This window comes from Pasteurella sp. P03HT, from assembly GCF_054052285.1.
Map to the genome: position 1 here is coordinate 1 of NZ_JBSIUM010000001.1, position 25473 is coordinate 25473.

Annotated in this window: 22 protein-coding genes; 13 read left to right on the forward strand and 9 right to left on the reverse strand. The window is 39.9% G+C overall.

The genetic code is table 11. The features are described 5' to 3' along the window. Positions 1 to 115 precede the first annotated feature (115 nt). A complete protein-coding gene (locus ACWIT3_RS00005; RefSeq protein WP_457160815.1) occupies positions 116 to 955 on the forward strand; it encodes a DUF5718 family protein in 840 nt (279 codons plus the stop codon). A gap of 57 nt (positions 956 to 1012) precedes the next feature. Here the strand turns inward: ACWIT3_RS00005 and birA are convergent, their stop codons facing one another. Next, entirely contained in the window at positions 1013 to 1948 is a 936-nt protein-coding gene (gene birA, locus ACWIT3_RS00010; protein ID WP_457160816.1) for a bifunctional biotin--[acetyl-CoA-carboxylase] ligase/biotin operon repressor BirA, read from the reverse strand. A gap of 170 nt (positions 1949 to 2118) precedes the next feature. Between birA and guaB the strand changes: the two genes are divergently transcribed. The 3 genes from guaB to guaA all read left to right on the forward strand — a co-directional run bounded on the left by guaB (position 2119) and on the right by guaA (position 5918). Then, positions 2119 to 3582, forward strand: coding sequence for an IMP dehydrogenase (gene guaB / locus ACWIT3_RS00015; RefSeq protein ID WP_046339284.1), 1464 nt, complete (start codon positions 2119 to 2121; stop codon positions 3580 to 3582). A gap of 74 nt (positions 3583 to 3656) precedes the next feature. Further along, entirely contained in the window at positions 3657 to 4280 is a 624-nt protein-coding gene (locus tag ACWIT3_RS00020) for a DUF1919 domain-containing protein (protein ID WP_457160817.1), read from the forward strand. A gap of 66 nt (positions 4281 to 4346) precedes the next feature. Then, on the forward strand, positions 4347 to 5918 hold the full coding sequence (gene guaA / locus ACWIT3_RS00025) for a glutamine-hydrolyzing GMP synthase (protein WP_457160818.1): 1572 nt from the start codon (positions 4347 to 4349) through the stop codon (positions 5916 to 5918). A 62-nt stretch (positions 5919 to 5980) separates the two neighbouring features. Here guaA and ACWIT3_RS00030 read toward each other — a convergent pair whose 3' ends face one another. Continuing rightward, positions 5981 to 6334, reverse strand: coding sequence for an MliC family protein (locus tag ACWIT3_RS00030; protein ID WP_457160819.1), 354 nt, complete (start codon positions 6332 to 6334; stop codon positions 5981 to 5983). Positions 6335 to 6602: 268 nt separating this feature from the next. Here ACWIT3_RS00030 and accA point away from each other — a divergent pair, with 268 nt between their 5' ends. From accA to tilS, 4 genes are read left to right on the forward strand one after another with little or no spacing between them, the layout of a single operon-like run. Next, positions 6603 to 7556, forward strand: coding sequence for an acetyl-CoA carboxylase carboxyl transferase subunit alpha (gene accA, locus ACWIT3_RS00035; protein ID WP_046339288.1), 954 nt, complete (start codon positions 6603 to 6605; stop codon positions 7554 to 7556). 53 nt (positions 7557 to 7609) lie between these two features. Continuing rightward, on the forward strand, positions 7610 to 8326 hold the full coding sequence (locus tag ACWIT3_RS00040) for a DUF4850 domain-containing protein (protein WP_457160820.1): 717 nt from the start codon (positions 7610 to 7612) through the stop codon (positions 8324 to 8326). A 1-nt stretch (position 8327) separates the two neighbouring features. Then, positions 8328 to 9188, forward strand: a complete 861-nt coding sequence (pdxY, locus tag ACWIT3_RS00045; protein ID WP_046339289.1) for a pyridoxal kinase PdxY — start codon at positions 8328 to 8330, stop codon at positions 9186 to 9188. 55 nt (positions 9189 to 9243) lie between these two features. Beyond that, positions 9244 to 10551 (forward strand): tRNA lysidine(34) synthetase TilS, encoded by a 1308-nt coding sequence (tilS, locus tag ACWIT3_RS00050; RefSeq protein ID WP_457160821.1) that lies wholly within the window; start codon positions 9244 to 9246, stop codon positions 10549 to 10551. Between the two features lie 61 nt (positions 10552 to 10612). Here tilS and ACWIT3_RS00055 read toward each other — a convergent pair whose 3' ends face one another. Then, positions 10613 to 11926 carry an NCS2 family permease gene (locus ACWIT3_RS00055; protein ID WP_457160822.1) on the reverse strand — a complete coding sequence of 438 codons (1314 nt, stop codon included), beginning with the start codon at positions 11924 to 11926 and terminating at the stop codon, positions 10613 to 10615. A gap of 152 nt (positions 11927 to 12078) precedes the next feature. Beyond that, a complete protein-coding gene (locus ACWIT3_RS00060) occupies positions 12079 to 12483 on the reverse strand; it encodes a DUF805 domain-containing protein (protein WP_457160823.1) in 405 nt (134 codons plus the stop codon). A 210-nt stretch (positions 12484 to 12693) separates the two neighbouring features. Between ACWIT3_RS00060 and galE the strand changes: the two genes are divergently transcribed. The 3 genes from galE (at position 12694) to adk (ending at position 15796) form a co-directional block, all read left to right on the forward strand. Then, positions 12694 to 13710: a UDP-glucose 4-epimerase GalE gene (gene galE / locus ACWIT3_RS00065; RefSeq protein WP_457160824.1), complete on the forward strand. Its 1017-nt coding sequence runs from the start codon at positions 12694 to 12696 to the stop codon at positions 13708 to 13710. A gap of 2 nt (positions 13711 to 13712) precedes the next feature. Then, a complete protein-coding gene (locus tag ACWIT3_RS00070) occupies positions 13713 to 14996 on the forward strand; it encodes an AmpG family muropeptide MFS transporter (protein WP_457160825.1) in 1284 nt (427 codons plus the stop codon). Positions 14997 to 15151: 155 nt separating this feature from the next. Then, positions 15152 to 15796 carry an adenylate kinase gene (gene adk, locus ACWIT3_RS00075; RefSeq protein ID WP_046339295.1) on the forward strand — a complete coding sequence of 215 codons (645 nt, stop codon included), beginning with the start codon at positions 15152 to 15154 and terminating at the stop codon, positions 15794 to 15796. 66 nt (positions 15797 to 15862) lie between these two features. Here adk and sucD read toward each other — a convergent pair whose 3' ends face one another. The 5 genes from sucD to sucA form a co-directional block, all read right to left on the reverse strand. Continuing rightward, positions 15863 to 16732 (reverse strand): succinate--CoA ligase subunit alpha, encoded by an 870-nt coding sequence (sucD, locus tag ACWIT3_RS00080; RefSeq protein ID WP_457160826.1) that lies wholly within the window; start codon positions 16730 to 16732, stop codon positions 15863 to 15865. A gap of 1 nt (position 16733) precedes the next feature. Further along, positions 16734 to 17900 carry an ADP-forming succinate--CoA ligase subunit beta gene (gene sucC / locus ACWIT3_RS00085; RefSeq protein WP_457160827.1) on the reverse strand — a complete coding sequence of 389 codons (1167 nt, stop codon included), beginning with the start codon at positions 17898 to 17900 and terminating at the stop codon, positions 16734 to 16736. A 108-nt stretch (positions 17901 to 18008) separates the two neighbouring features. Beyond that, complete coding sequence (locus ACWIT3_RS00090; protein ID WP_457160828.1) at positions 18009 to 18389, reverse strand: VOC family protein; 381 nt, start codon at positions 18387 to 18389, stop codon at positions 18009 to 18011. A gap of 88 nt (positions 18390 to 18477) precedes the next feature. Beyond that, the gene (odhB, locus tag ACWIT3_RS00095) at positions 18478 to 19698 is read right to left on the reverse strand and encodes a 2-oxoglutarate dehydrogenase complex dihydrolipoyllysine-residue succinyltransferase (RefSeq protein WP_457160829.1); all 1221 of its coding nucleotides are present in this window, start codon (positions 19696 to 19698) and stop codon (positions 18478 to 18480) included. A gap of 70 nt (positions 19699 to 19768) precedes the next feature. Next, on the reverse strand, positions 19769 to 22564 hold the full coding sequence (gene sucA, locus ACWIT3_RS00100; protein ID WP_457160830.1) for a 2-oxoglutarate dehydrogenase E1 component: 2796 nt from the start codon (positions 22562 to 22564) through the stop codon (positions 19769 to 19771). A gap of 318 nt (positions 22565 to 22882) precedes the next feature. On the opposite strand from sucA, the gene ACWIT3_RS00105 reads away from it, so the two are divergent. Both ACWIT3_RS00105 and ACWIT3_RS00110 read left to right on the forward strand, forming a co-directional pair. Beyond that, on the forward strand, positions 22883 to 24175 hold the full coding sequence (locus ACWIT3_RS00105; protein ID WP_457160831.1) for a citrate synthase: 1293 nt from the start codon (positions 22883 to 22885) through the stop codon (positions 24173 to 24175). A gap of 288 nt (positions 24176 to 24463) precedes the next feature. Then, positions 24464 to 25462 carry a TRAP transporter substrate-binding protein gene (locus tag ACWIT3_RS00110; RefSeq protein WP_457160832.1) on the forward strand — a complete coding sequence of 333 codons (999 nt, stop codon included), beginning with the start codon at positions 24464 to 24466 and terminating at the stop codon, positions 25460 to 25462. Positions 25463 to 25473 lie beyond the last annotated feature (11 nt).

A 25473-nucleotide genomic window follows, 5' to 3' on the forward strand; every position in this document is an offset into this window, starting at 1 on the left:
ATTTTTTCTTCAATTGTTTATAAAGCAATCAAAAATGATTGTTTTATACTGCATTTAAGACTAGAGTAACTTGGTTTTACATTTTATAAGCAAACATAATAGAAAGGAGAACCCAATGAATTTTAAACAGATGATTGGTTTTGGTGTGGCTGGAAATTTTGCAGGTCATTTAGAACAAGCAGGAGAAGCAGCTGACTTTGTTGCAGTACAAACAGAAGAGGCTATTCAGCCTAAAGCTATTTTCCCTTTTTATGTACCAAGTAATACACTAAATCCAGAACATCAATTCCTTTCAACTTATCCATTGAGCGATCAATACTTAACTTTTCCAAGTGAAATTGGGGCAGATAATTTACAAATTGAGCCTGAAATCGCGTTAATTTGTGATATTCAATATTGTGATAACACTGTGACAGGACTTATTCCACGTTTCTTTGCAGCCTATAATGACTGCTCTATCCGCCGTCCCAACGCTAAAAAAATCAGTGAAAAGAAAAACTGGGCAGAAAAAAGCAAAGGGCTTTCAAACACACTATTACCATTAACTTCATTTACAGAAGGCAGCGAGATTGATCCGTTTCATATTGCATGCTTTCATAAACGCCATGATACATTGACAGAGTATGGCGTGGATAGCCCTGCGCTCGGTTATAGCTATTTTCACCAAAAGCTTTTAAATTGGATTGTCAATAAAATGAATACGCAGCCTGATCAGGGACCGATGAATGATATTCCTGCATTAATGGCAAAAGCGAATTATCCGAAACAAGCCATTATCAGTATTGGGGCAACACGTTATACTGAATTTGGTGAGCGTAATTTTTTACAAGTGGGCGATACTAGCATTGTCGTCGTGTATAATGCTCAAAAATACAATCATGAAGAGATTGTCACAATGGCACAGAACGAAAGCTTTGCTAATGATATTTCTGCACTGATACAAAAAGTTATTTAACATTCCATACAAGAGCGGTCTAAATTTCTTAAATTTTCACCGCTCTTTATCGATAAACTACGCTTTTCTAAGTGAGACTTCCCCACCATTAAAACACATCATGCCAGCTGACGTCGCAATTTTGATATACCCGCGCTCATCAATACCTTGCTCAATACCAGTGGTAATCTGATTTTCACTGATGATATTGACTTCCTCACCCAAATACGCATCCAATTCTAACCAATGCTGTTTGAATGCCTCATCAATCCCACTTTCTTGGAAACGCGTTAAATAATCCGTCAATTTTTTGATAAGCATAACAATTAATTGATTACGATTTAAATTGGGTAAGACTTCTACTAACTCTGCCCATGGCTGATCAATGGCATTTTTCTGGTGAGGCAACGCCAAGTTAATCCCTAAACCAATCACAAGATGATGTAATCCATCTGAACGATTCGCAATTTCAATCAAAATGCCTGCTAACTTTCGGTAATTCAGTAATACATCATTTGGCCATTTCAATGATACCCCCATTGCCCCTAGTTGTCTTAGTGTATCCGCAATCGCCATGCCAACCGCTAGGCTTAATCCTTCTAAATTGACATGGCGCGGTACTGTCCAATACAGACTCATTATCACTTGACCTGCGAAAGGCGATAACCATTGACGCCCGCGTCTACCCCGTCCTGCTGTTTGATATTCTGCAAGACAAACCGTTCCTCTTTCTAATTTCTCAATCTGTTCTAATAAATATTGATTAGTCGAATCAATAACTGGTTTTACAATAATAGGCTGCGGGAAAAGTGCGTTTTCAAGATAAGTCGTCTCTAAACGTTCTAATTGAGGAATTAATTTGAAACCAACCGCACTTTTTTCTATGACGATACCTTGCTTTTCGACGTTTGCGATTGCACTCAATACCTCAGACGGTGAGCAATTTAGCTTCTTGACTAATTCAGATAGCGATGTTTCAGGGGATTGCGCTAAAATTTCGATTATTTTTTGCATAAAAAACCTAGTTGATATAACTGAGTATTCTCATTGTGTTTGAACATGGCATTTTGTACTAAATCGATAAAAAAATCCATTTTCAAACAAGAATGAAATCTGTATAATGCGTCCGCAATATTTTTTACCCTTTTTTATTTTCAACTTCAAATCTAAGAGAGAATATTGCAATGTTACGAGTAATAAAAGAAGCCTTGACCTTCGATGATGTCCTTCTTGTTCCAGCACATTCCACAGTGCTTCCTAATACCGCAGACCTGTCAACTCAACTCACAAAAACGATCCGCTTAAATATTCCAATGCTATCTGCAGCAATGGATACTGTAACAGAAGCAAAACTGGCAATTTCTCTCGCCCAAGAAGGTGGTATCGGCTTTATTCACAAAAATATGTCCATTGAACGCCAGGCTGAACGTGTTCGCAAGGTGAAAAAATTCGAAAGCGGGATTGTCTCTGATCCAGTCACCGTATCACCTAATTTATCCTTATCTGAACTTGCCGAATTAGTAAAGAAAAACGGCTTTGCGAGTTTTCCCGTTGTCGATGAACAAAAAAATCTAGTGGGTATCATTACGGGACGTGATACGCGTTTTGTGACAGACTTAAGCAAAACAGTCGCCGATTTTATGACACCAAAAGAGAAGTTAGTTACGGTTAAACGCCATGCAAGCCGTGATGAAATCTTTGGTTTAATGCACACGCATCGCGTAGAAAAAGTACTCGTTGTGAATGATGATTTCAAATTAAAAGGAATGATCACGTTAAAAGACTATCAAAAATCTGAACAAAAACCGAATGCGTGTAAAGATGAATTTGGTCGTTTACGCGTTGGTGCAGCAGTAGGCGCTGGTCCAGGTAACGAAGAACGTATTGATGCATTAGTGAAAGCAGGTGTCGATGTGTTATTAATCGACTCATCACACGGTCATTCAGAAGGTGTTTTACAACGTGTTCGTGAAACACGTGCGAAATATCCTGACTTACAAATCGTTGCGGGTAACGTCGCAACAGCAGAAGGTGCTATTGCGTTAGCTGATGCAGGCGCAAGTGCGGTAAAAGTCGGTATCGGTCCTGGTTCGATTTGTACAACGCGTATCGTCACAGGTGTGGGTGTTCCACAAATTAGTGCGATCGCAGATGCAGCAGAAGCATTAAAAGATCGTGGCATTCCAGTCATTGCTGACGGTGGTATCCGTTTCTCTGGCGATATTTCAAAAGCGATCGCTGCGGGTGCCTCTTGTGTCATGGTAGGATCAATGTTTGCAGGTACAGAGGAAGCACCAGGTGAAATTGAATTGTTCCAAGGTCGTGCTTTTAAATCTTATCGTGGTATGGGCTCATTAGGTGCAATGAGCAAAGGCTCAAGCGACCGTTATTTCCAATCAGATAACGCTGCTGACAAATTAGTACCAGAAGGTATTGAGGGTCGTATCCCTTACAAAGGTTTCTTAAAAGAAATTATCCACCAGCAAATGGGCGGATTACGTTCTTGTATGGGCTTAACGGGTTGTGCAACGATCGAGGAATTACGTACTAAAGCACAATTCGTACGTATCAGTGGCGCAGGGATGAAAGAAAGCCATGTTCACGACGTAACGATTACGAAAGAAGCTCCAAACTATCGTATGGGCTAAAAGAAAGTGTCCCCGATTCATTCGGGGACTTTGTTTAATGCAGTTAAGTCATTTCTTGATAATTGACATACACAATGTTACTGAGAAAACGCATTTGTAATAAACTTAACGCCTACATCCGCTATTTTCTTAACCAAGAAAAAAGAAAGCGATTAATAAAGCGAGATATCACTATTATTTCAAGTAATTGTCTCGGTGGTTTTATGTTGCACGACTTAAATTTGCGTTTTAACTCCCCTTTTATCAATTTATATTTAACAGCAAAAGATTTTATTCGTTACCTGCAAAACATTGAGTTTTACCAAAGTCAACCTTTGGAATTTATTCAAACTAAAAAGGCTTATCCAGTAGGGAAACTTGCTGATCTTCATATTCATTTTATGCATTATCACAATGAGCAAGAAGCACATGAAAAATGGCAACAACGTAGTCAACGCATGAATTTGGAGAACTTATTTATCATTATGACGGATCGTGATGGGTGTACTTATCAAGACCTTGTAGAATTTGATACACTTTCTTTTAACAATAAAGTCGTGTTCACAAGCAAATCTTATCCTGAATTAAAAAGTGCGGTCAAAATTTCAGGGTTTGAACAAGAAGAGATGGTCGGAGATCTATCTGAGTACACTGGATTTAACGGCAAACGTTATTACGATCAATTTGATTATGTTGCTTGGTTTAACAAGGCAAATTAAACATAAATCAAATACATTTACGCAAGCAGAATCTAATTTGGCTTTCAACACTTAAAGAGAACTTAAATGAACAACATTCACAATCATAAAATTTTAATTTTGGACTTCGGTTCACAATATACTCAGCTAATTGCACGTCGTGTGCGTGAAATTGGTGTTTACTGCGAACTTTGGGCGTGGGACGTGAGCGAAGCTGATATTCGTGAATTCAATCCAACGGGGATCATTCTTTCTGGTGGTCCTGAAAGTACCACTGAAAAAAACAGCCCACGCGCACCAGAATATGTGTTCAAGGCAGGCGTGCCCGTGTTAGGGATCTGCTATGGTATGCAAACCATGGCAATGCAATTAGGTGGCTTGACTGAAACTTCAGATCATCGTGAATTCGGTTATGCATCAGTAGATTTAAAAGCAACTGATGCACTATTCGCAAAATTAAATGATGACTTAACAAGTGCAGCGCCAAAATTAGACGTTTGGATGAGCCACGGTGATAAAGTCACTCGCTTACCAGAAAACTTCCAAGTTACAGGTGTAACGCCAACTTGCCCAATCGCCGCAATGTCTGATGAAAGCCGTCGTTTTTACGGCGTACAATTCCACCCAGAAGTGACACACACGAAAAGTGGCTTAGCATTATTAACCAACTTTGTAGTGAATATCTGTGGCTGTGAACGTAACTGGACACCAGAAAATATTATTGAAGATGCCGTTGCTCGCATCAAAGCGCAAGTTGGCGATGACGAAGTAATTTTAGGTTTATCAGGTGGTGTTGACTCCTCTGTAACGGCACTTTTATTACACCGCGCAATTGGTAAAAACTTACATTGCGTGTTTGTCGACAACGGTTTACTTCGCTTAAACGAAGCTGAACAAGTGATGGAGATGTTTGGCGATAAATTCGGCTTAAACATCATTCACGTTAACGCTGAAAATCGTTTCTTAGATGCCTTAAAAGGCATTGATGAACCAGAAGCAAAACGCAAAACTATCGGTAAAGTCTTCGTTGATGTATTCGATGATGAATCGAAAAAACTATCAAGCGTAAAATGGTTAGCACAAGGCACAATCTACCCTGACGTGATCGAATCTGCGGCAAGTAAAACAGGTAAAGCGCATGTGATTAAATCACACCACAATGTTGGAGGCTTACCTGACTATATGAAACTTGGGTTAGTTGAACCACTACGCGAATTATTCAAAGATGAAGTGCGTAAAATTGGTTTAGCATTAGGTTTACCTGCAGAAATGTTAAACCGCCACCCATTCCCAGGCCCAGGCTTAGGCGTGCGTGTGTTAGGTGAAATCAAAAAAGAATACTGTGATTTAGTCCGTCGTGCTGACGCAATCTTTATGGAAGAATTACACGCCTCAGGCTGGTATTACAAAGTGAGCCAAGCATTTACTGTATTCTTACCAGTAAAATCCGTAGGTGTAATGGGTGATGGTCGTAAATACGACTGGGTTGTGAGCTTAAGAGCGGTAGAAACGATCGATTTTATGACCGCACATTGGGCACATTTACCTTACGAACTCTTAGGTAAAATCTCTAACCGCATCATCAACGAAGTAAACGGCATTTCACGTGTTGTTTACGACGTAAGCGGTAAGCCACCTGCAACAATTGAATGGGAATAACACTCATAAACTAATTATGCCCTGATTTATCAGGGCATATTTTATTTATCAAAACTAATCAATTATTCTGAGACACATTCCCCTATCACCACTTTCCCATCGCCAAATAATGTTGCTTGATTACCTTTAGTTTGTAATTCATATGTATAGTCTTTATTAATCGCCTTATACACTGCACCTGAAGCAGATTTCACGATTTCCATAGGAACCATTTCATCCATTTGGTTAATAATGGCGAAAGAATCTTTAGCGGTATTGATAAAAATCACCTCTAATGTTTTTTTGCCTTCACAACTGTAAAGCATTTTCGTTAGCTCACCTTTTGAGCTTGATGCTAAAAATGTGGCATGTGCTGAGAAGGCTGTAAACGCAAAAACACCAAGTGTTGCCATTAAAGTGGTTTTATTTAATTTCATAAAAACGCCTAAATCAATTGGGTTATACCTATCAAGACTGTCCCTTTGACATACTTTTGAAGCATAAAGTTCATTTAATGCCCCAATAAGCAACAATATAATTGCCGTATAATTGTCGTTGCTAAGCCTGTAGTAAATGGTAGAACAAGTAAAACATCGCATGATTTTTAACAAAAAAAGGCATACAATACAGCCTATGTTTGCACCATCATAAAAATCTTGATAAAGTGCCGTACAACGTTGTGCTAATTTGAGAACAGGAAGAAAAATGAGCCCAGAATATTTAGATTTTGAATTACCGATTGCAGAACTTGAAGCAAAAATTGAGTCGTTACGTTCTGTTGCAAGTGAAGATAACGAAATCAATCTTGATGATGAAATTGCACGTTTACAGAAAAAAAGCGCGGAGCTGACGCAAAAAACGTTTGCTAATTTAGATGCATGGCAAGTGTCAAAAATGGCTCGTCATCCAAACCGTCCTTATACTCTTGATTATATTGAACGTATTTTTACTGAATTTGAAGAATTAGCGGGCGATCGTGCATTCGCAGATGATAAAGCGATCGTCGGTGGTTTAGCACGTTTAAACGGGAAACCTGTGATGGTTATTGGTCATCAAAAGGGACGTACCGTAAAAGACAAAGTAAAACGTAATTTTGGTATGCCTGCACCAGAAGGTTACCGTAAAGCATTGCGTTTAATGCAAATGGCGGAACGTTTTAAACTTCCTATCATTACATTTATCGATACCCCTGGAGCATATCCTGGTGTGGGCGCAGAAGAACGTGGTCAGTCAGAAGCCATCGCACGTAACTTACGTGAAATGGCAACGCTAAAAGTCCCTGTCATTTGTACCGTTATCGGTGAAGGGGGATCAGGTGGTGCGTTAGCCATTGGTGTCGGCGACAAAGTGAATATGTTGCAATACAGTACCTATTCGGTCATTTCGCCAGAAGGCTGTGCCTCTATTTTATGGAAGAGCGCGGACAAAGCGTCAACGGCAGCAGAAGTAATGGGCTTAACTGCAAACCGCTTAAAAGAATTAAATTTAATCGACAATATCGTTGAAGAGCCACTCGGTGGTGCACATCGTGATTTTGATGCGATGGCGCAAAATCTAAAACAACGTTTATTAGACGATTTAAAAGATCTTGAAATGCTTGACCAAGATAATTTATTACATCGCCGCTATCATCGTCTGATGGACTACGGTTATTGCTAAATCTTTAACGAAAAAGTGCGGTAAACTATACCGCACTTTTTTTGGAGATCATCATGATGCGTATTCTATTCTTCTTATTGCCAGCAATTTGCTTTTCAGGTTATCCCACTCTCACTTTCGCCGACGAATATCAGTTTTCATTTGAGCCTCGTGAATTGACTGATCCCGTGATGATGAAAGCAAAATTTATGAAAGAAATGACGCTGAATCAGCAAAAAATCAACGTTTATCAAACAGAATATGAAGATAATATTGAGGGCGGATGGTTAAAAAGTGATATTGTTCCTTTTTCAACAAAATTAAAGGCGAAAACCCTAGCACATTTTGACCTCTATGCCATGCCCTATGAACAAATGTTGCTCGTGCCCAAAGGTTGGCAATTACTCAATGGTAGCGTAGGCGCAAACGGCTCAACCTCCTACGTATTTGCTCCAAAGGACAGAGTAGGTTATTTTTCTTATTATCATGCGGCAAGTTGTGTCGGTTGTGCCATGATGGCAGCGTCAGCATTTTTCCCAGACGCGAAGAAACATGCACAAGAGAATGATTTTTTATTTTACACTTCAACGAATTTCCCTGTTTCGCAAGTTTCTCTCAATCCACATTTAATTGCTTATCAAGCGAATCAAGGGAAAAAACGTCTTGATGGTGTCGCTTATTACAATATCGAAAGTGACGAGCCATTTTGGCAAGCTGAAATATATTTACCCGAACATCAACAAAAATTAGCGACTCCATTACTTAATCAATTTATTCGAAAAGGAAACTAGAATGAAACACGTTCTTTCAATACAATCCCACGTCGTTTATGGCTACGCAGGTAATAAATCAGCCACTTTTCCTATGCAGCTTTTAGGCGTTGATGTCTGGGCATTGAATACGGTTCAATTTTCCAACCATACACAATATGGCAAATGGACAGGAATGGTCATTCCTAAAGAACAAATTGGTGAGATTGTACGTGGCATTGATGCCATTGACTCTCTGCACTTATGTGATGCTGTTGTATCTGGCTACATTGGTTCTGCAGAACAAGTAGAAGAAATTATCAATGCGGTTCGTTTTGTAAAATCGAAAAATCCAAACGCGCTCTATTTATGTGATCCTGTCATGGGTCATCCTGATAAAGGCTGTATTGTGGCTGACGGCGTGAAAGAGGGCTTAGTGAATTTAGCGATGGCTGAAGCTGATTTAATCACCCCAAATTTAGTGGAATTACGTGAATTAAGTGGCTTACCTGTTGAAAACTTTGAACAAGCATTGGACGCAGTAAAAGTGATCTTATCTAAAGGGCCGAAAAAAGTGTTAGTGAAACACTTAAGTAAAGTGGGCAAAGATGCGACACAATTTGAAATGCTTTTAGCAAATCAAGACGGTATGTGGCACATCAGCCGCCCATTACACCAATTCCGAAAAGAACCTGTGGGTGTGGGCGACTTAACTGCCGGCTTGTTTATCGCAAATCTACTTAATGGAAAATCTGACATCGAGGCTTTTGAACATACCGCCAATGCGGTGAATGATGTGATGACTGTGACACAACAAAAAGATAATTACGAACTGCAAATTATCGCCGCACGTGATTACATTATGAATCCAATTAGCCAATATAAAGCGGTAAAAATCGCTTAATCCCAACCTTAAAGGGCGTGACAATGAACGCCCTTTATTTTCAGAACGCTCGTTTATGTTATTAACAAGATTCCAAGCCCAAATTGATAAATACCTCTCTACACAAAAGCAATTTCTGATTGGTTTTAGTGGTGGTTTGGATTCCACTGCTTTGCTTTTGCTATTCACAAAACTTCGTAAAAATCGACCGCACTTACAACTACGAGCCATTCATATTCACCACGGGTTAAGTGCAAACGCAGATAGTTGGACACAACACTGCAAACAAATTTGTGAACAGTTAAACGTGCCATTCATTATTGAAAAAGTGCAAGTGGATCGCAGTAATGGTATTGAAGCGGGAGCGCGTGAAGCACGTTATCAAGCGATTGCTCAACATATTTTGCCTGATGAAGTTTTGGCGACTGCGCATCATCTACAAGATCAAACCGAAACGTTTTTCCTTGCCTTAAAACGTGGCAGTGGTTTACAAGGATTAGGTGCAATGCAAGTGCAAAGTGCGGTCTGTAATTTGCCTGTTTTTCGCCCGCTACTCCATTTTACTCGCCCTGAATTAGAGCAGTTTGTGCAAGCGGAAAAATTGGATTGGGTAGAAGATGAAAGCAATAGCGATAGCCGCTATGAGCGCAATTTTCTGCGTAATGAAATTTTACCTGAGCTACGCCAACGTTGGGCGCATTTTGATTTGGCAGTGCAACGTTCTGCACAACATTGTTTTGAACAACAACAATTAATCAATGAATTATTAGCCGATGAATTTGCACAAAACTTTGATAAAACTGACCGCACTTTCAATATTCAGCCATTCGCACAATATTCTGCGACTAAACAGAAAGCCTTATTGCGCTTATGGCTGAATGAATGGCAATTGCCAATGCCTTCATTGGTTCAACTTGAACAAATTATTCAAGATGTCATTTTTGCTAAAGCCGACAGCAATCCACTGTTCCAATTGGGTGAAAAAGTGGTTCGCCGTCATCAACAAAAATTGTATTTAACGCCACAATTTGCCGATACTGCAACGCATAAAATTGATATTAAAATAGGGAAAGCAGTTTGCTTACCTGATAATTTAGGTACGTTAACGCTTACGCAGCAAACTGATAAATTACTGGTGCAATGGCAAAATGAACGGCTCGTGACACAAGAGTTACCTTTGACAAATACGCCTATTCAAGTGCGTTTTAGCTACGCTGGCAAAGTGCGTTTAACGGAAAAATCTGCCAATAAAGAAATGAAAAAGATTTGGCAAAACTTTAATGTACCAGTGTGGCAACGCCAACGTATTCCATTGATTTTCTATGGTGATAAGTTAAAAAGTGCGGTCGGTTTGTTTAAAGTTTTCGATGAAAATAACGAATAAGGAAGAAAAAATAAGGGCAGAATATTCTGCCCTTTATTTTAGCCAGTTCAGTGTGAGCTAATTAAATCGCCCAACCACCTACATAGAACGCCACTAATGCAACCGCGATCACGATAGTACCGATATTTAATTTTTTATATTCACCAGATACTAAACGACCAATCACTAATGTTGCGAAACCTAACATAATACCTGTGACGATGTTCGCTGTTAATACGATAAATACTGCACAAACTAAACCGCTCATTGCACCGATGAAATCATTGAAGTCTAATTTGCTCACGTTGCTTAACATCAATAAACCCACATACATTAATGCTGGTGCAGTTGCATAACCTGGTACTAAGAAGGCTAATGGTTGGAAGAATAACATTAATAAGAATAACACACCCACCACGATTGCAGTGATACCTGTTTTACCGCCTGCCGCTGTACCTGCTGCTGATTCAATATACACTGCTGCTGGCGCGGTACCGAACACACCAGAGAAAATGCTACTTACAGAGTCAGAAGTTAACGCTTTACCGCCGTTGATAATTTGACCATCTTTATCTAATAAGTTTGCTTGACCCGCTACCGCACGGATTGTACCTGTTGCATCGAATACCGCTGTCATCACAAGGGCAAATACCACAGGTAAAATTGCAGGTTGTAATGCGCCCATAATGTCTAATTGTAAGAATAATGAGTTTTCACCAAAAGTTGGCATTTTAAACACTTCACCGCCAAATTTGACATTTGGATCGAAGATTAAGCCTACGATAGTGATCGCAATAATCACCCATAAGATGCCACCTTTTACTTGTATTTTTTCTAAGCCGATAATGAATGCTAAGCCGATTAATGACATTAATACAGGGAATGAAGTGAACTCACCTAATTTCACGGGTAAACCCGCTTGGTTGCTTACCACTAAACCTACACCGTTTGCAGCGATTAATAATAAGAATAAACCGATACCGATACCCGCACCGTGTGCAATGCTGATTGGTAAGTTACGTAAAATCCAAGCGCGAATACCAGTTGCAGAAATGAGTGTAAACACTACCCCCATTAAGAATACGGCGCCTAATGCCACTGGGATGCTCACTTGTTGACCTAATACTAAGCTGAATGCAGTAAAGGCGGTTAATGAAATCGCACAACCAATCGCCATTGGCACATTTGCCCATAAGCCGATTAAAATAGAACCTAAACCCGCGACTAAACAGGTTGCGATAAAGACAGATTCAGGTGGGAAGCCTGCTGCACCGAGCATATTTGGTACAACAATCACTGAGTACACCATCGCTAAGAACGTTGTGAGTCCAGCGATCACCTCTTGGCGAACACTTGAACCACGTTTAGTGACTTCAAAATGTTTTTCTAAAGACATATTGTTTCCTTAAATCAAAGTAGTAAAGTAAAAAAATAAGCGCATATTCTACGCTAAATTTTCCAATAGTAAACGTTTGCGTGACTGATTTTGGTTAAAAAAGCAAAAAAATTGGCACCCTCTAGGTGCCAATGGAGAAATGAAAAACAACCTTAACTGACTAACGTTGTTTTATTGTGAGATTCATTTTCAAAATCACGTGCTTTAGGATTTTGACCAAAACGATTCATACCAGGTGTACCCGATAAACACCATAAAATTAAAAGGACTAACGAACCAAGTGGAATCAGATTAAGCAAAATCCACCAACCACGATAATTAATATCATGTAAGCGACGGACTGAAACCGCTAACGTTGGCAAAAAAGTAGCAAGAATATAAATACTAGAAAGCACCCCATTTTTCCGTTCTATATCGAAAGTACCAAGGTTGATATCAATAAAAACCAATACTGAAATAATCAGGAAATGAATCAAACTGTACATCCAAAATTCTTTTCGTCTTGCTCTTCCACTAAACGTTGCATAATTTTTTAAGACCGTTAAATACCAATTCATTGCATTTCTCCCTCAATCAAATAATCATTGTTAAACGAGATGAGTTCATTAAATATACTTTTCAATTTACTGAAAAAACCTGTAATAGTAAATGGTGACTTTACTAATTTTTATCCTATTTCTTTCCCTTCAGAGCAGAAAGTTTTATACTGTGAACAGTTTTTTATTCATAAATAACATTAACAAATTAAAGCAACTAAGGATAGAACTATGGCAATTCTCGTAACTGGTGGGGCAGGTTATATCGGCTCACATACTGTTGTTGAACTACTTAATGCAAATAAGGAAGTCGTTGTTTTAGATAATCTTTGTAACTCCTCCCCAAAATCCCTCGAACGTGTTTCTCAAATCACAGGTAAAACTGTCAAATTCTATCAAGGCGATATTTTAGATACCGCACTTTTACAAAAAATCTTTGCAGAAAACAAAATTCAATCGGTGATTCACTTCGCTGGATTAAAAGCCGTTGGTGAGAGTGTGCAAAAACCAGCAGAATACTATATGAACAACGTAACTGGTTCGTTAGTGTTAATCCAAGAAATGAAAAAAGCAGGCGTGTGGAATTTTGTATTTAGTTCTTCTGCCACTGTTTATGGTGACCCTGAAATTATTCCAATTACTGAAAGTTGCAAAGTGGGCGGCACTACCAACCCTTACGGCACATCAAAATTTATGGTGGAACAAATTTTAACAGACGTTGCTAAAGCAAACCCTGAATTTAGTATCACCATCTTACGTTACTTCAACCCAGTTGGCGCACACGAAAGTGGTTTAATTGGTGAAGATCCAAACGGTATTCCAAACAACTTATTACCTTATATCAGCCAAGTAGCCATCGGAAAATTACCACAACTCTCTATTTTTGGTAGCGATTACGATACTCACGACGGCACAGGCGTACGTGATTATATCCACGTAGTGGATCTTGCTATTGGTCATATTAAAGCGCTTGATCATCACGAAGGTGATTCTGGTTTACACATTTATAACTTGGGAACTGGTACTGGCTATTCCGTATTGGATATGGTGAAAGCCTTTGAACAAGCTAACGACATCAAAATTCCTTATAAATTCGTAGATCGTCGTCCAGGTGACATTGCGACTTGCTATTCAGACCCAAGTTTAGCGAAAAACGAATTAGGTTGGACAGCAGATCGTGGTCTTGAAAAAATGATGAAAGACACGTGGAATTGGCAAAAAAATAACCCGAAAGGCTATCGAGATTAATTATGGAAAATAAACCAAGCTTATTGTCGCAAATATTTAGCCGTAATATGCTGCTCTGTATTTTTACAGGGTTTAGCTCTGGTTTGCCTTTATATTTGCTTTTCCAAATGGTGCCTGCGTGGTTGTCTTCCAGTAATGTGGACGTCAAAACCATTGGTTTCTTTACCTTGATTGGCTTCCCTTATACGTGGAAATTTATCATTTCACCACTACTCGACCGCTATTATCCTCACTTTTTAGGTCGTCGCCGTAGTTGGATGTTTATGACCCAAGTGGGCTTGCTCGGGTTGATTGCACTACTTGGTCAATATAACCCTGTGGAAAATATCCAAACTGTTGCCATCATTTCAACGACAATTGCGGTATTTTCTGCAGTGCAAGATATTGTCATCGATGCTTACCGTCGTGAAATTTTAAGTGATGAAGAGCTTGGTTTAGGTAACTCTATCCACGTTAACGCTTACCGTATTTCTGGGTTAATTCCAGGCGGTTTATCGTTAATCCTCGCAGATAGCTTACCTTGGGATATGGTGTTCATCTTCACAGCGTTGTTTATGATCCCGGGTTTGATTCTTTCGTTATTCCTCAGTAAAGAACCAAACGTGCCGCAAATTGACCGCTCTTTGCCGTTCTATCATACTTTTGCGCTTCCATTTAAAGAATTCTTCACTCGCAAAGGCGTGGCTTCTGCATTGGGTTTAATTCTCTTTATCTTCCTTTATAAATTTGGTGATTCTCTCGCAACGTCATTGCAAACCAAATTTATTTTGGATATGGGATTCAGCAAAACGGATATCGGTACTGTGGTAAAAATCAATTCGCTATGGGCGTCGATCATTTCGGGAATGTTAGGTGGCATTTTAATGCTACGTATCGGCATTAACCGTTCATTATGGTTATTTGGTCTTGTGCAATTAATCACGATTCTCGGTTTTGTGTGGATGGCAAGTTACGGCAAATTCGAAACCATCGGTTCATTTGAATTTTTCGTGTTAACTACGGTGATTATTGGTGAATATATTGGTGTGGGCTTAGGAACAGCGGCGTTTGTGGCATTTATGGCAAGAGAAACTAACCCACTTTATACCGCCACACAACTTGCGATTTTCACTAGTTTAGCGGCGATTCCAAGTAAAGTATTCAGCGCATTTTCAGGTGTGATTGTGTCTGATTACGGTTACTACACATTCTTCTGGATTTGTTTCTTTGCAGCAATTCCGGGAATGTTAATGCTGTTTAAAGTTGCACCTTGGCGTGCAGAACCTGAAGCTAAAACGCAAAACTAGGCTTCACAGGCTTAATGGTTGACATTTCTATCAAATTCAGCAACTATTAACCGTTTTGTTTTGTCAGAAAACAAGTAAAAATTCCACCGCACTTTTGTCAGTTTTCGATAAAAAGTGCGGTCAAAAATCCGATTATTTTAATCAATGAGGTCATTATGAAAATCATCCTATTAGGTGCGCCAGGTGCTGGTAAAGGTACACAAGCACAATTTATTATGAATAAATTTGGTATCCCACAAATCTCTACTGGTGATATGTTGCGTGCAGCAATCAAAGCGGGAACTGAATTAGGTAAACAAGCAAAAACCTTAATGGACGCAGGTCAATTAGTGCCTGATGACTTAATCATTTCATTAGTAAAAGAGCGTGTTGCACAAGATGACTGTGTAAAAGGTTTCTTATTAGACGGTTTCCCACGTACTATTCCACAAGCAGATGCATTAAAAACTGCGGGTATCCAAATTGACTACGTTTTAGAATTCGATGTACCAGATGAAGTGATCGTAGAACGTATGAGTGGTCGTCGTGTTCACCAAGCTTCAGGCCGTACTTACCACGTGGTTTACAACCCACCAAAAGTGGAAGGTAAAGATGACGTAACTGGCGAAGACTTAATTATCCGCGCAGACGACAAACCTGAAACGGTATTAGATCGCTTAAAAGTGTACCACTCCACAACAAAACCATTAGTGGACTACTACCAAGCAGAAGCAAAAGCTGGCAACACAAAATACTTCCGTTTAGACGGGACTAAAAAAGTAGAAGAAGTAAGCCAAGAATTAGATTCAATCCTTGCTTAATTTACTTTGACCAAATAAAAAAGGCTGTGTTAAACAGCCTTTTTTGTTATCTGAGCCGAGTGCGGTCTATTTTAAAAGCGATTTTAACGCAGTGCCGATTTCCGCTAAACTGCGCACCGTTTTCACGCCAGCAGCTTCAAGTGCGGCAAATTTTTCGTCCGCAGTGCCTTTACCACCACTGATAATTGCGCCTGCGTGGCCCATGCGTTTGCCTTTCGGTGCAGTCACACCAGCAATGTAACTCACAACGGGTTTTGTCACATACTCTTTAATAAAGGCAGCGGCTTCTTCTTCCGCAGAACCACCGATTTCACCGATCATTACGATCGCTTCAGTTTGTGGGTCATCTTGGAAGAGTTTTAAAATATCAATAAAGCTTGAACCTGGAATTGGGTCGCCACCGATACCCACACAAGTCGATTGACCAAAGCCTTCATCCGTGGTTTGTTTTACCGCTTCATAAGTTAATGTACCTGAACGTGAAACAATACCGATTTTACCTTTTTTGTGGATATGACCCGGCATAATCCCGATTTTACATTCTTCAGGGGTAATCACGCCTGGGCAGTTAGGCCCGATCATACGTACACCAGCTTGAGTTAGGCGCTGTTTCACTTGTAGCATATCCAATGTTGGAATACCTTCAGTGATACAAATCACTAATTTAATGCCTGCATCAATTGCTTCTAAAATCGCATCTTTACAACCTGGAGCTGGTACATAAATGACGGTTGCAGTTGCGCCTGTTGCTTCAACTGCATCACGCACCGTATTAAATACAGGTAAACCTAAATGCGTTGTGCCACCTTTGCCCGGTGAAACACCACCCACTAATTGCGTACCATAAGCAAGTGCTTGTTCAGAGTGGAATGTACCTTGACCGCCAGTAAAACCTTGGCAAATCACTTTTGTATCTTTATTAATTAAAATAGACATATTATTTTCCCTCCGCTGCTTTCACTGCTTGAATCGCAGCATCAGTCAATGTGTTTGCCGCAATAATATTTACGCCACTGCTTGCTAAAATTTCACGACCTAAAGGTGCATTGTTACCTTCCAAACGCACAACAACAGGCACGTTTACGCCCACTTCATTCACTGCGGCAATAATCCCTTCAGCAATTAAATCACAACGCACGATACCACCGAAGATATTCACTAACACCGCTTTTACTGCACTGTCAGATAAAATAATTTTGAAGGCTTCTGCTACACGTTCTTTCGTTGCACCACCACCTACATCAAGGAAGTTTGCTGGTTGACCGCCGTGTAATTTAATAATGTCCATTGTGCCCATCGCTAAGCCAGCACCGTTCACCATACAACCGATGTTACCTTCAAGAGCCACATAGTTTAATTGATGAGATTCCGCTAGTGCTTCACGTGGATCTTCTTGGCTTGGATCTTGCATGGCTTTTAATGCAGGCTGACGGTATAACGCATTGCTATCAACCACGATTTTCGCATCTAAACAAAGCAAGTTGCCTTCTTTGGTCACCACTAATGGGTTCACTTCTAGAAGCGCTAAATCTTTTTCCACGAACATTTTTGCCATTTGTACAAAAATATGTGCGAATTGTTTAATTTGGTCACCTTTTAAACCCAATTTAAATGCAAGCTCACGACCTTGATATGGCATTCCACTGGTTAATGGATCAATCGCCATTTTATGTAATAAGTGCGGTGTTTTTTCTGCCACTTCTTCGATATTCACCCCACCTTCTGTGGAAACCATAAATACAACACGTTGTGAAGCGCGATCTAATACTGCACCTAAATAAAGTTCACGCTCAATATTAGAACCTTCTTCCACATAAATGGTGTTTACTGGCTGACCATTTGCATCGGTTTGGAAAGTCACGAGGCGTTTGCCTAACCATTGGTCTGCAAAAGCGCGCACTTCTGCTTCACTGCGTACTAATTTCACGCCACCTGCTTTACCACGTCCACCTGCGTGAACTTGGCATTTTGCTACCCAAACATCACCATTGAGTTTTTTAATCGCATCCGCTGCTTCGTCTGCGTTTTTACACGCATAACCTTTGCCAACTGGCAATTGATATTCAGCAAAAATTTGCTTCGCTTGATACTCGTGTAGATTCATAGCGTTGTATTCCTCATTGTCATATTATCAGCTCGTATTTACAGCTCGCTTTGTTTATCGCAAGAAATGGTTAAAGTGTCGTTATTTTACGTTATCAAATTGTTTGAATTACTGCATTGAATGCAAGCCAATTCGATTCCCTTCGGAATCTTCAATAACCGCATAAAACCCTTCATCACCAATACTTGTTTTTCCTTGTAATAACTTGCCACCGAATTTTACGGCGCGTTCAGCCTCAACCGTACAGTCTTCACAAGAAAAGAAAATAGTGAAATTATTTCCTCTAACAACAGGAAACTCTTTATCTTCGTATAACATTCCACCAATACCATATTGCTCATAGTCTGTTGAAAAGAAACAAACACTGACAGGAGCACCTGACGGGCAATCTCCCATTGTTAATGGTGCTTGAAACACCTCTTCATAAAACGTTTTGGCTCGTTGCAAATTATCAACATGGATTTCAAACCAAGACACAGGATTGCCCATATTCGCCTCTTAACAGATATTGCAAAGAATGATAAAAGTGCGGTCAAATTTTAAAACGTTTTTAAAATCGACCGCACTTGGTAGGTAATTAAATTTCTAAGAGTAAACGAGTTGGATCTTCAAGTAGCTCTTTGATCGTTACTAAGAAACCGACTGACTCACGTCCATCAATTAAACGGTGATCGTATGACAATGCAAGATACATCATCGGACGAATCACCACCTCACCATTCACTGCTACTGGGCGATCTTTAATGGCGTGCATCCCTAAAATCGCGCTTTGTGGTGGGTTGATAATTGGTGTTGACATTAATGAACCAAACACACCACCGTTAGTAATGGTGAAGTTACCCCCCGTCAAATCTTCAACAGTAAGTTTACCGTCACGGCCTTTTTCCGCTAGCGCCTTAATTTCTTTTTCAATGTCCGCCATACTTAATTTATCACAGTTGCGTAACACTGGAGTGACTAAGCCACGCGGGGTTGAAACGGCAATACTGATATCAAAATAGTTGTGGTAAACGATATCATCACCATCAATCGACGCATTCACTTCTGGATAACGTTTTAAGGCCTCCACCACTGCTTTAATGTAGAACGACATAAAACCTAAACGGGTACCATGTTGTTTTTCAAATTTCTCACCGTAGGTTTTACGCAATTTCATAATTGGCGCCATATCCACTTCGTTGAATGTGGTCAACATCGCAGTGCTGTTTTTCGCTTCTAATAAACGCTCTGCAATACGTTTACGTAAACGGGTCATTGGTACACGTTTTTCTTCGCGATTCCCCACATTGAAGTTTGCTGGTGCTGGTTTGTTGTCTGCTTTTGCTGATTGTGCTCTCGCTGCTAATACTTTTTCCACATCTTCACGCGTGATTCGACCGCCTACTCCAGTGCCTTTAATCTCTTCAGCATTTAAGTCATGCTCTGCAATTAAACGACGTACACCAGGGCTAACCGAATCTGAACCAACAGATTCACTGCTTAATGTTGCATTATGACGATCTGCTGGCGTTGACTCTTGTGTTGCTACGCTTTCTTTTGTCACGCCACCCGCAACAGCTGCCGCAGAAAGTTTACCTAATAACTGTTTACTCACCACAGTTGCGCCTTCTGCTTCAATGATAGTTTCTAACACGCCATCTGACACGGCTGGGACTTCTAACACGACTTTATCTGTTTCAATTTCAACTAAGATTTCATCACGTTTTACACTATCACCCACTTTTTTATGCCACGTTACCACGGTTGCATCGGCAACGGATTCTGGTAAATCCGGTGTAATAATCTCAAAATTGCTCATTGTTTCTGTCCTTTTCTCAGGTTTATTGTTCTGAAAAGTGCGGTCATTTTCACCGCACTTTTAGTCTAAATTAAGCTAAAGCCTCGGTCACAAGTGCAGTTTGTTGCTCATTGTGTAACGACATATATCCCACAGCAGGCGAAGCAGAAGCTGGACGCCCTACATAGCGTAATTTGGCATGCTCTGGAATCGAGGTGACAAAATTATGCTGGCTACAATACCACGCACCTTGGTTTAATGGTTCTTCTTGACACCACACATAATCAGTAACATGACTATAAGGGGCTAAGATTTCTTTCATTTCCTCGTGTGGATATGGATAAAGCTGTTCAATACGAATAATCGCCACATCTGTTTGATTGTTTTTACGGCGTTGTTCCAATAAATCGTAGTACACTTTGCCAGAACACATCACTACACGTCTCACTTGTTTTGGATCTAACGTATCGACTTCTGGAATCACATTTTGGAATTTGCCATTAATTAACTCATCCATTGAAGACACCGCTAATGGGTGACGTAACAAGGATTTCGGCGAAATCACCACTAATGGACGGCGCACTGTGCGTAACATTTGACGGCGCAATAAGTGATAAATTTGTGCTGGTGTTGAAGGTACACAAACTTGCATATTTTGTTGCGCACAAAGCTGTAAATAACGTTCTAAACGTGCTGATGAGTGCTCAGGACCTTGACCTTCATAACCGTGTGGTAACAACATCACTAAACCACACATTCTGCCCCATTTTTGTTCGCCTGAACTGATAAATTGGTCCATTACTACTTGCGCACAGTTTGCGAAGTCACCGAATTGTGCTTCCCAAATTGTTAACGTTTTCGGATCGGTTGTCGCATAACCATATTCAAAGGCTAATACAGCGTTTTCAGTCAATACTGAATCCCAAACCTCAAAGCGACCTTGTGAACCGTGTAAGTTGGCTAATGGGATATAAAGTGTTGCGTCTTTTTGGTTGTGTAACACTGAATGACGATGGAAGAATGTACCACGTCCCGCATCTTCACCAGATAAACGTACGTGATAACCTTCATCTAATAAGGTTGCGTACGCCATGATTTCTGCCATTCCCCAGTCAAACAGTTTTTCACCTTTCGCCATTAACGTGCGGTCAGCATAAATTTTATTTACGCGAGCATGTAATTCATGATTGGCTGGGTATTCACATACTTTATTGGCTAAGCCTTTAAAACGCGCTGCATCGAATTTACTTTCATATTCAGTCCATTCACGGCTCAAGTATTTTGTCCAATCTTTTGTGGTCAAATCCATTTCACGCCATTCTGCAACAACACAATCTCCCCGATCCAATGCATCGCGATAATGATTGACTAACGCTGTTGCGTCTTCTTCGCGAATCACCCCTTGTGCCACTAAACGATCTGCATACACTTTACGTGGAGTTGGATGTTTTTTAATACGATCGTACATCAATGGCTGTGTCGCAGAGGGTTCATCCGCTTCGTTGTGACCATGACGACGATAAGAAACAAGATCAATGAAAATATCACGTTTAAATAGCGTACGATATTCCACCGCCATACGTGCAGCATACGCCACAGCTTCAGGATCGTCGCCATTTACATGAATAACAGGCGCTTCGATCATTTTCGCGATATCAGTACAATATTCTGTTGAGCGAGTATCATTTGGATTGGATGTAGTAAAACCGATTTGGTTATTAATCACGACACGAATAGTCCCCCCCACACTGTAACCGCGTGTATCCGACATATTTAAAGTTTCCTGGACAACGCCTTGTCCGATAACCGCAGAGTCACCATGCACGGTGACAGGTAAAACTTTAGCGTTTTCGTGATCGTTAATTCGTTTTTGTCTTGCACGAACAGAACCAATAACAACAGGGCTAACAATTTCTAAGTGAGATGGGTTGAAGGCAAGCACCAAATGTACCATACCATCGTCCGTCATGAAGTCAGAAGAGAAACCTTGGTGATATTTTACGTCACCTGTACCATTGCCGTGGTGTTTGCCTGCAAACTCATCAAATAACTCTGATGGTTTTTTACCTAACACGTTCACTAGCATATTTAAACGCCCACGGTGTGCCATCCCCATCGCAATTTCATCAATACCATTGCGTTTACCATGACGCACAATTTCTTTCATGAGGAGAATAAACGCATCACTCCCCTCTAATGAGAAACGTTTTGCCCCTGGGAATTTAGCCCCTAAATAACGCTCTAACCCATCTGCCGCCGTCAACTCCTCTAAGAATTTTAACTGTTCTTCTTTTTTGAAGGATTGAGTTAAACGTGCTTCTAATTTATTTTGTAGCCAGGTTCTTGCTTCCACATCATTGACGTGCATAAATTCAAGACCAATGGTGCCACAATAGGTTTTCTTTAATAAATCGGTTAAATCACGTAGCGAAATTTTCCCTTTATTCGCCACTTCACCACCAAGATCAAAAACTTCATCCAGATCACTGTCCGTAAAACCATGATACTTATAATTTAATGTTGGAGCTTCCATTCGCTGCCATAAATTCAATGGATCTAAATTCGCATGCAAGTGACCACGATTACGATGAGCATTAACAAATTGAAGTAATTTGACTAAACGCGCACTCACATTAGGGTCGATGACCCCGACACCATTAGGAGAGTTATCGCGGGCTAAACGTTTGAAATAATCACGGACTTGAGAATGAGGTTGCTCAACGGCAACATGGGATTTCGGAAGGGAGTTAAAAATAGCTTGCCAACTGGCATCGACAGAGTCGGGATCGCGAAGGTAATCTTCATAAAGTTCTTCAATATAAGACTGGTTGATACCACCAAGAGCAGTTGAAGTTAACCATTCGCTAATGGGTTTATTTTGTTGCATTATAACCACCTGACATAATGATTGGGTAACAATAATAGAGAAGAGTATTCTGGCTATTATACAGCGGATTTAGTCAGAATATTCTTTTCTTTCTTTACTCAGAGTTAACTATGATTAAAAAGCAAAATGCTTTAATAAGCAACACAATTATGTAACACGGCATTAACATTTTTGCTATTTTTTGATCTCTGTCGCACTTTTAGAAAATAACAATTTATTTACAATTTTTTTTTCACAATAATAAAGACACTTGACTTTTTACGCGTTATAGTGAATTGACATGCAATAAAACACAACTCAATAAAGGAAGGATGACTTATGTCTGAATTAACTGCAAAATTAACCCTCAGCGATGGACGTGAATATGACCTACCTGTACACCAAGGCTCACTTGGTTATGATGCCGTTGATGTGCAATCTTTAGTAAAAAACAAATTATTTACTTACGATCCTGGTTTTATGTCAACGGCGTCTTGTCGCTCAGAAATTACGTATATTGATGGCGATAATGGGATTTTATTACACCGAGGCTATCCTATCGCCGAACTTGCTAAAAATGCAGATTATCTCGAAGTTGCTCACCTCCTCTTATTTGGCGAACGCCCTAGTCCAGAAGAATATAAAAACTTTACACAACTTGTCCGCCGCCACACTCTCGTTCACGAACAAATTTCTCGCTTCTTCCATGGCTTCCGTCGTGACTCTCACCCGATGGCAATTATGTGTGGTGTAAGTGGTGCACTTGCAGCGTTCTATCACGATTCATTAGATATTAACGATATTTCACACCGCGAAATCACTGCGATTCGCTTATTGGCGAAAATGCCAACATTAGCGGCGATGTGTTACAAATATTCTATTGGGCAACCATTTATGTTCCCGCAAAACCACCTTTCTTACTCAGGTAACTTCTTATATATGATGTTCGCTACTCCTTGTGAACCGTATGTCGTTAATCCAGTGTTAGAACGTGCGATGGATCGTATTTTTATCCTTCACGCTGATCACGAACAAAATGCCTCTACTTCAACAGTGCGTACAGCAGCTTCTTCTGGTGCAAACCCATTTGCGTGTATTGCGGCAGGTATCGCATCGCTTTGGGGACCTGCGCATGGTGGTGCAAACGAAGCTTGTATCAATATGTTAGAAGAAATTGGCACCGTTGATCGTATTCCTGAATTCATTGCACGTGCCAAAGATAAAAATGATCCATTTCGTTTGATGGGCTTTGGTCACCGTGTCTATAAAAACTACGACCCACGTGCCAAAGTCATGCGTCAGACTTGTCATGAAGTCTTGAAAGAATTGAATATCCAAAATCCATTGTTTGATGTCGCGATGGAATTAGAACGTATCGCCCTAAGCGATCCATACTTTATTGAGCATAAATTATATCCAAATGTAGATTTCTATTCTGGTATCATCTTGAAAGCAATTGGTATCCCAACGTCTATGTTTACCGTAATGTTTGCGCTCGCCAGAACGGTCGGTTGGATTGCACACTGGAAAGAAATGTTTAAACCAGGCAATATGAAAATTGTCCGTCCTCGCCAACTTTACATCGGGGAAACACAGCGCCCGTTTGATGCTATGGATAAAAGCAAGTTATAAACGTGATATTATTCATTATCACATTTAGCGTAATGATTACTTTCCGATCAGGCAACCTGTATGGGTTGCCTGTACTTTTTACGCCCCCTACCTTAAACAATAAATTGCCTCAAACTCACCGCACTTTTATTTAAAACCACACAGGCATCTTCTTCCTTGTTAAAAATATGATAAAAAATAGAGATCTTGTTCACAAATTTGCAACAAGAGAGTTTACTTTGTATCACGATTTCCGCTATGTTGACAGCTTATACAACTCATACAACCCCTAACCAAGAGGATACAATAATGTTAAAAATGTCTCTTAAAAAAGCCCTCACCGCATTAGTTGTGAGTGCAACATTTTCACTCTCAGCTTGGGCGGCTGACCCTATCGTGATTAAATTTTCACACGTTGTGGCAAATGAAACACCAAAAGGTCAAGGCGCATTAATGTTCCAAAAATTAGTTGAAGAACGCCTTGCTGGTAAAGTAAAAGTCGAAGTCTATCCGAACTCATCACTTTACGGTGATGGTAAAGAAATGGAAGCACTTTTACTCAATAACGTACAAATGCTTGCCCCTTCTTTAGCCAAATTTGATAAATACACGAAAAAAATTCAAATTTTTGACTTACCTTTCTTATTTGATGACATTGAAGCAGTGCAACGCTTTGAACAAAGTGAAGCAGGTAAATCGTTGTTAAAATCAATGGAAGATAAAGGTATCACTGGTTTAGGTTATTGGAATAATGACTTAAAACAACTCTCAGCCAACAAAGAATTACGTGAACCTAAAGATGCACGTGGCTTAAAATTCCGTGTACAAAACTCGGAAGTATTAGATGCACAATTTAAAGCATTAAAAGCGGTGCCTCGTAAAATGGCGTTTGGTGAAATGTACCAAGGTTTACAAACTGGTGTAGTAAATGGTGCAGAAAACCCATACTCAAACATTTATTCACAAAAAATCCATGAAGTACAAAAATTCATTACTGAATCAAACCACGGTTTATTGTCTTACATGGTAATCGTGAATACCAACTTCTGGAACAGCGTTCCTGAAGACATTCGTGCTGAATTAAGCAAAATTCTTGATGAGGTTTCTGTCGAAGTAAATAAAAAATCACATGATTTAAACTTAGCAGATAAACAAAAAATTATTGATTCAAAAGCCTCTACTGTTATTACGTTAACACCTGAACAACGTGAAAAATGGCGTGATGCAGTGCGTCCAGTTTGGAAACAATTCGAAGGCGAAATCGGTGCTGATTTAATCAAAGCTGCAGAAGCCTCAAATAAAAAATAATTACGCATTTT

What these genes read in the sequence shown, in the direction of transcription:
- ACWIT3_RS00005 (WP_457160815.1), top strand. Translation starts at nt 116, where the DNA reads ATGAATTTTAAACAGATGATTGGTTTTGGTGTGGCTGGAAATTTTGCA.
- birA (WP_457160816.1), bottom strand. Translation starts at nt 1,948, where the DNA reads ATGCAAAAAATAATCGAAATTTTAGCGCAATCCCCTGAAACATCGCTA.
- guaB (WP_046339284.1), top strand. Translation starts at nt 2,119, where the DNA reads ATGTTACGAGTAATAAAAGAAGCCTTGACCTTCGATGATGTCCTTCTT.
- ACWIT3_RS00020 (WP_457160817.1), top strand. Translation starts at nt 3,657, where the DNA reads ATGTTACTGAGAAAACGCATTTGTAATAAACTTAACGCCTACATCCGC.
- guaA (WP_457160818.1), top strand. Translation starts at nt 4,347, where the DNA reads ATGAACAACATTCACAATCATAAAATTTTAATTTTGGACTTCGGTTCA.
- ACWIT3_RS00030 (WP_457160819.1), bottom strand. Translation starts at nt 6,334, where the DNA reads ATGAAATTAAATAAAACCACTTTAATGGCAACACTTGGTGTTTTTGCG.
- accA (WP_046339288.1), top strand. Translation starts at nt 6,603, where the DNA reads ATGAGCCCAGAATATTTAGATTTTGAATTACCGATTGCAGAACTTGAA.
- ACWIT3_RS00040 (WP_457160820.1), top strand. Translation starts at nt 7,610, where the DNA reads ATGATGCGTATTCTATTCTTCTTATTGCCAGCAATTTGCTTTTCAGGT.
- pdxY (WP_046339289.1), top strand. Translation starts at nt 8,328, where the DNA reads ATGAAACACGTTCTTTCAATACAATCCCACGTCGTTTATGGCTACGCA.
- tilS (WP_457160821.1), top strand. Translation starts at nt 9,244, where the DNA reads ATGTTATTAACAAGATTCCAAGCCCAAATTGATAAATACCTCTCTACA.
- ACWIT3_RS00055 (WP_457160822.1), bottom strand. Translation starts at nt 11,926, where the DNA reads ATGTCTTTAGAAAAACATTTTGAAGTCACTAAACGTGGTTCAAGTGTT.
- ACWIT3_RS00060 (WP_457160823.1), bottom strand. Translation starts at nt 12,483, where the DNA reads ATGAATTGGTATTTAACGGTCTTAAAAAATTATGCAACGTTTAGTGGA.
- galE (WP_457160824.1), top strand. Translation starts at nt 12,694, where the DNA reads ATGGCAATTCTCGTAACTGGTGGGGCAGGTTATATCGGCTCACATACT.
- ACWIT3_RS00070 (WP_457160825.1), top strand. Translation starts at nt 13,713, where the DNA reads ATGGAAAATAAACCAAGCTTATTGTCGCAAATATTTAGCCGTAATATG.
- adk (WP_046339295.1), top strand. Translation starts at nt 15,152, where the DNA reads ATGAAAATCATCCTATTAGGTGCGCCAGGTGCTGGTAAAGGTACACAA.
- sucD (WP_457160826.1), bottom strand. Translation starts at nt 16,732, where the DNA reads ATGTCTATTTTAATTAATAAAGATACAAAAGTGATTTGCCAAGGTTTT.
- sucC (WP_457160827.1), bottom strand. Translation starts at nt 17,900, where the DNA reads ATGAATCTACACGAGTATCAAGCGAAGCAAATTTTTGCTGAATATCAA.
- ACWIT3_RS00090 (WP_457160828.1), bottom strand. Translation starts at nt 18,389, where the DNA reads ATGGGCAATCCTGTGTCTTGGTTTGAAATCCATGTTGATAATTTGCAA.
- odhB (WP_457160829.1), bottom strand. Translation starts at nt 19,698, where the DNA reads ATGAGCAATTTTGAGATTATTACACCGGATTTACCAGAATCCGTTGCC.
- sucA (WP_457160830.1), bottom strand. Translation starts at nt 22,564, where the DNA reads ATGCAACAAAATAAACCCATTAGCGAATGGTTAACTTCAACTGCTCTT.
- ACWIT3_RS00105 (WP_457160831.1), top strand. Translation starts at nt 22,883, where the DNA reads ATGTCTGAATTAACTGCAAAATTAACCCTCAGCGATGGACGTGAATAT.
- ACWIT3_RS00110 (WP_457160832.1), top strand. Translation starts at nt 24,464, where the DNA reads ATGTTAAAAATGTCTCTTAAAAAAGCCCTCACCGCATTAGTTGTGAGT.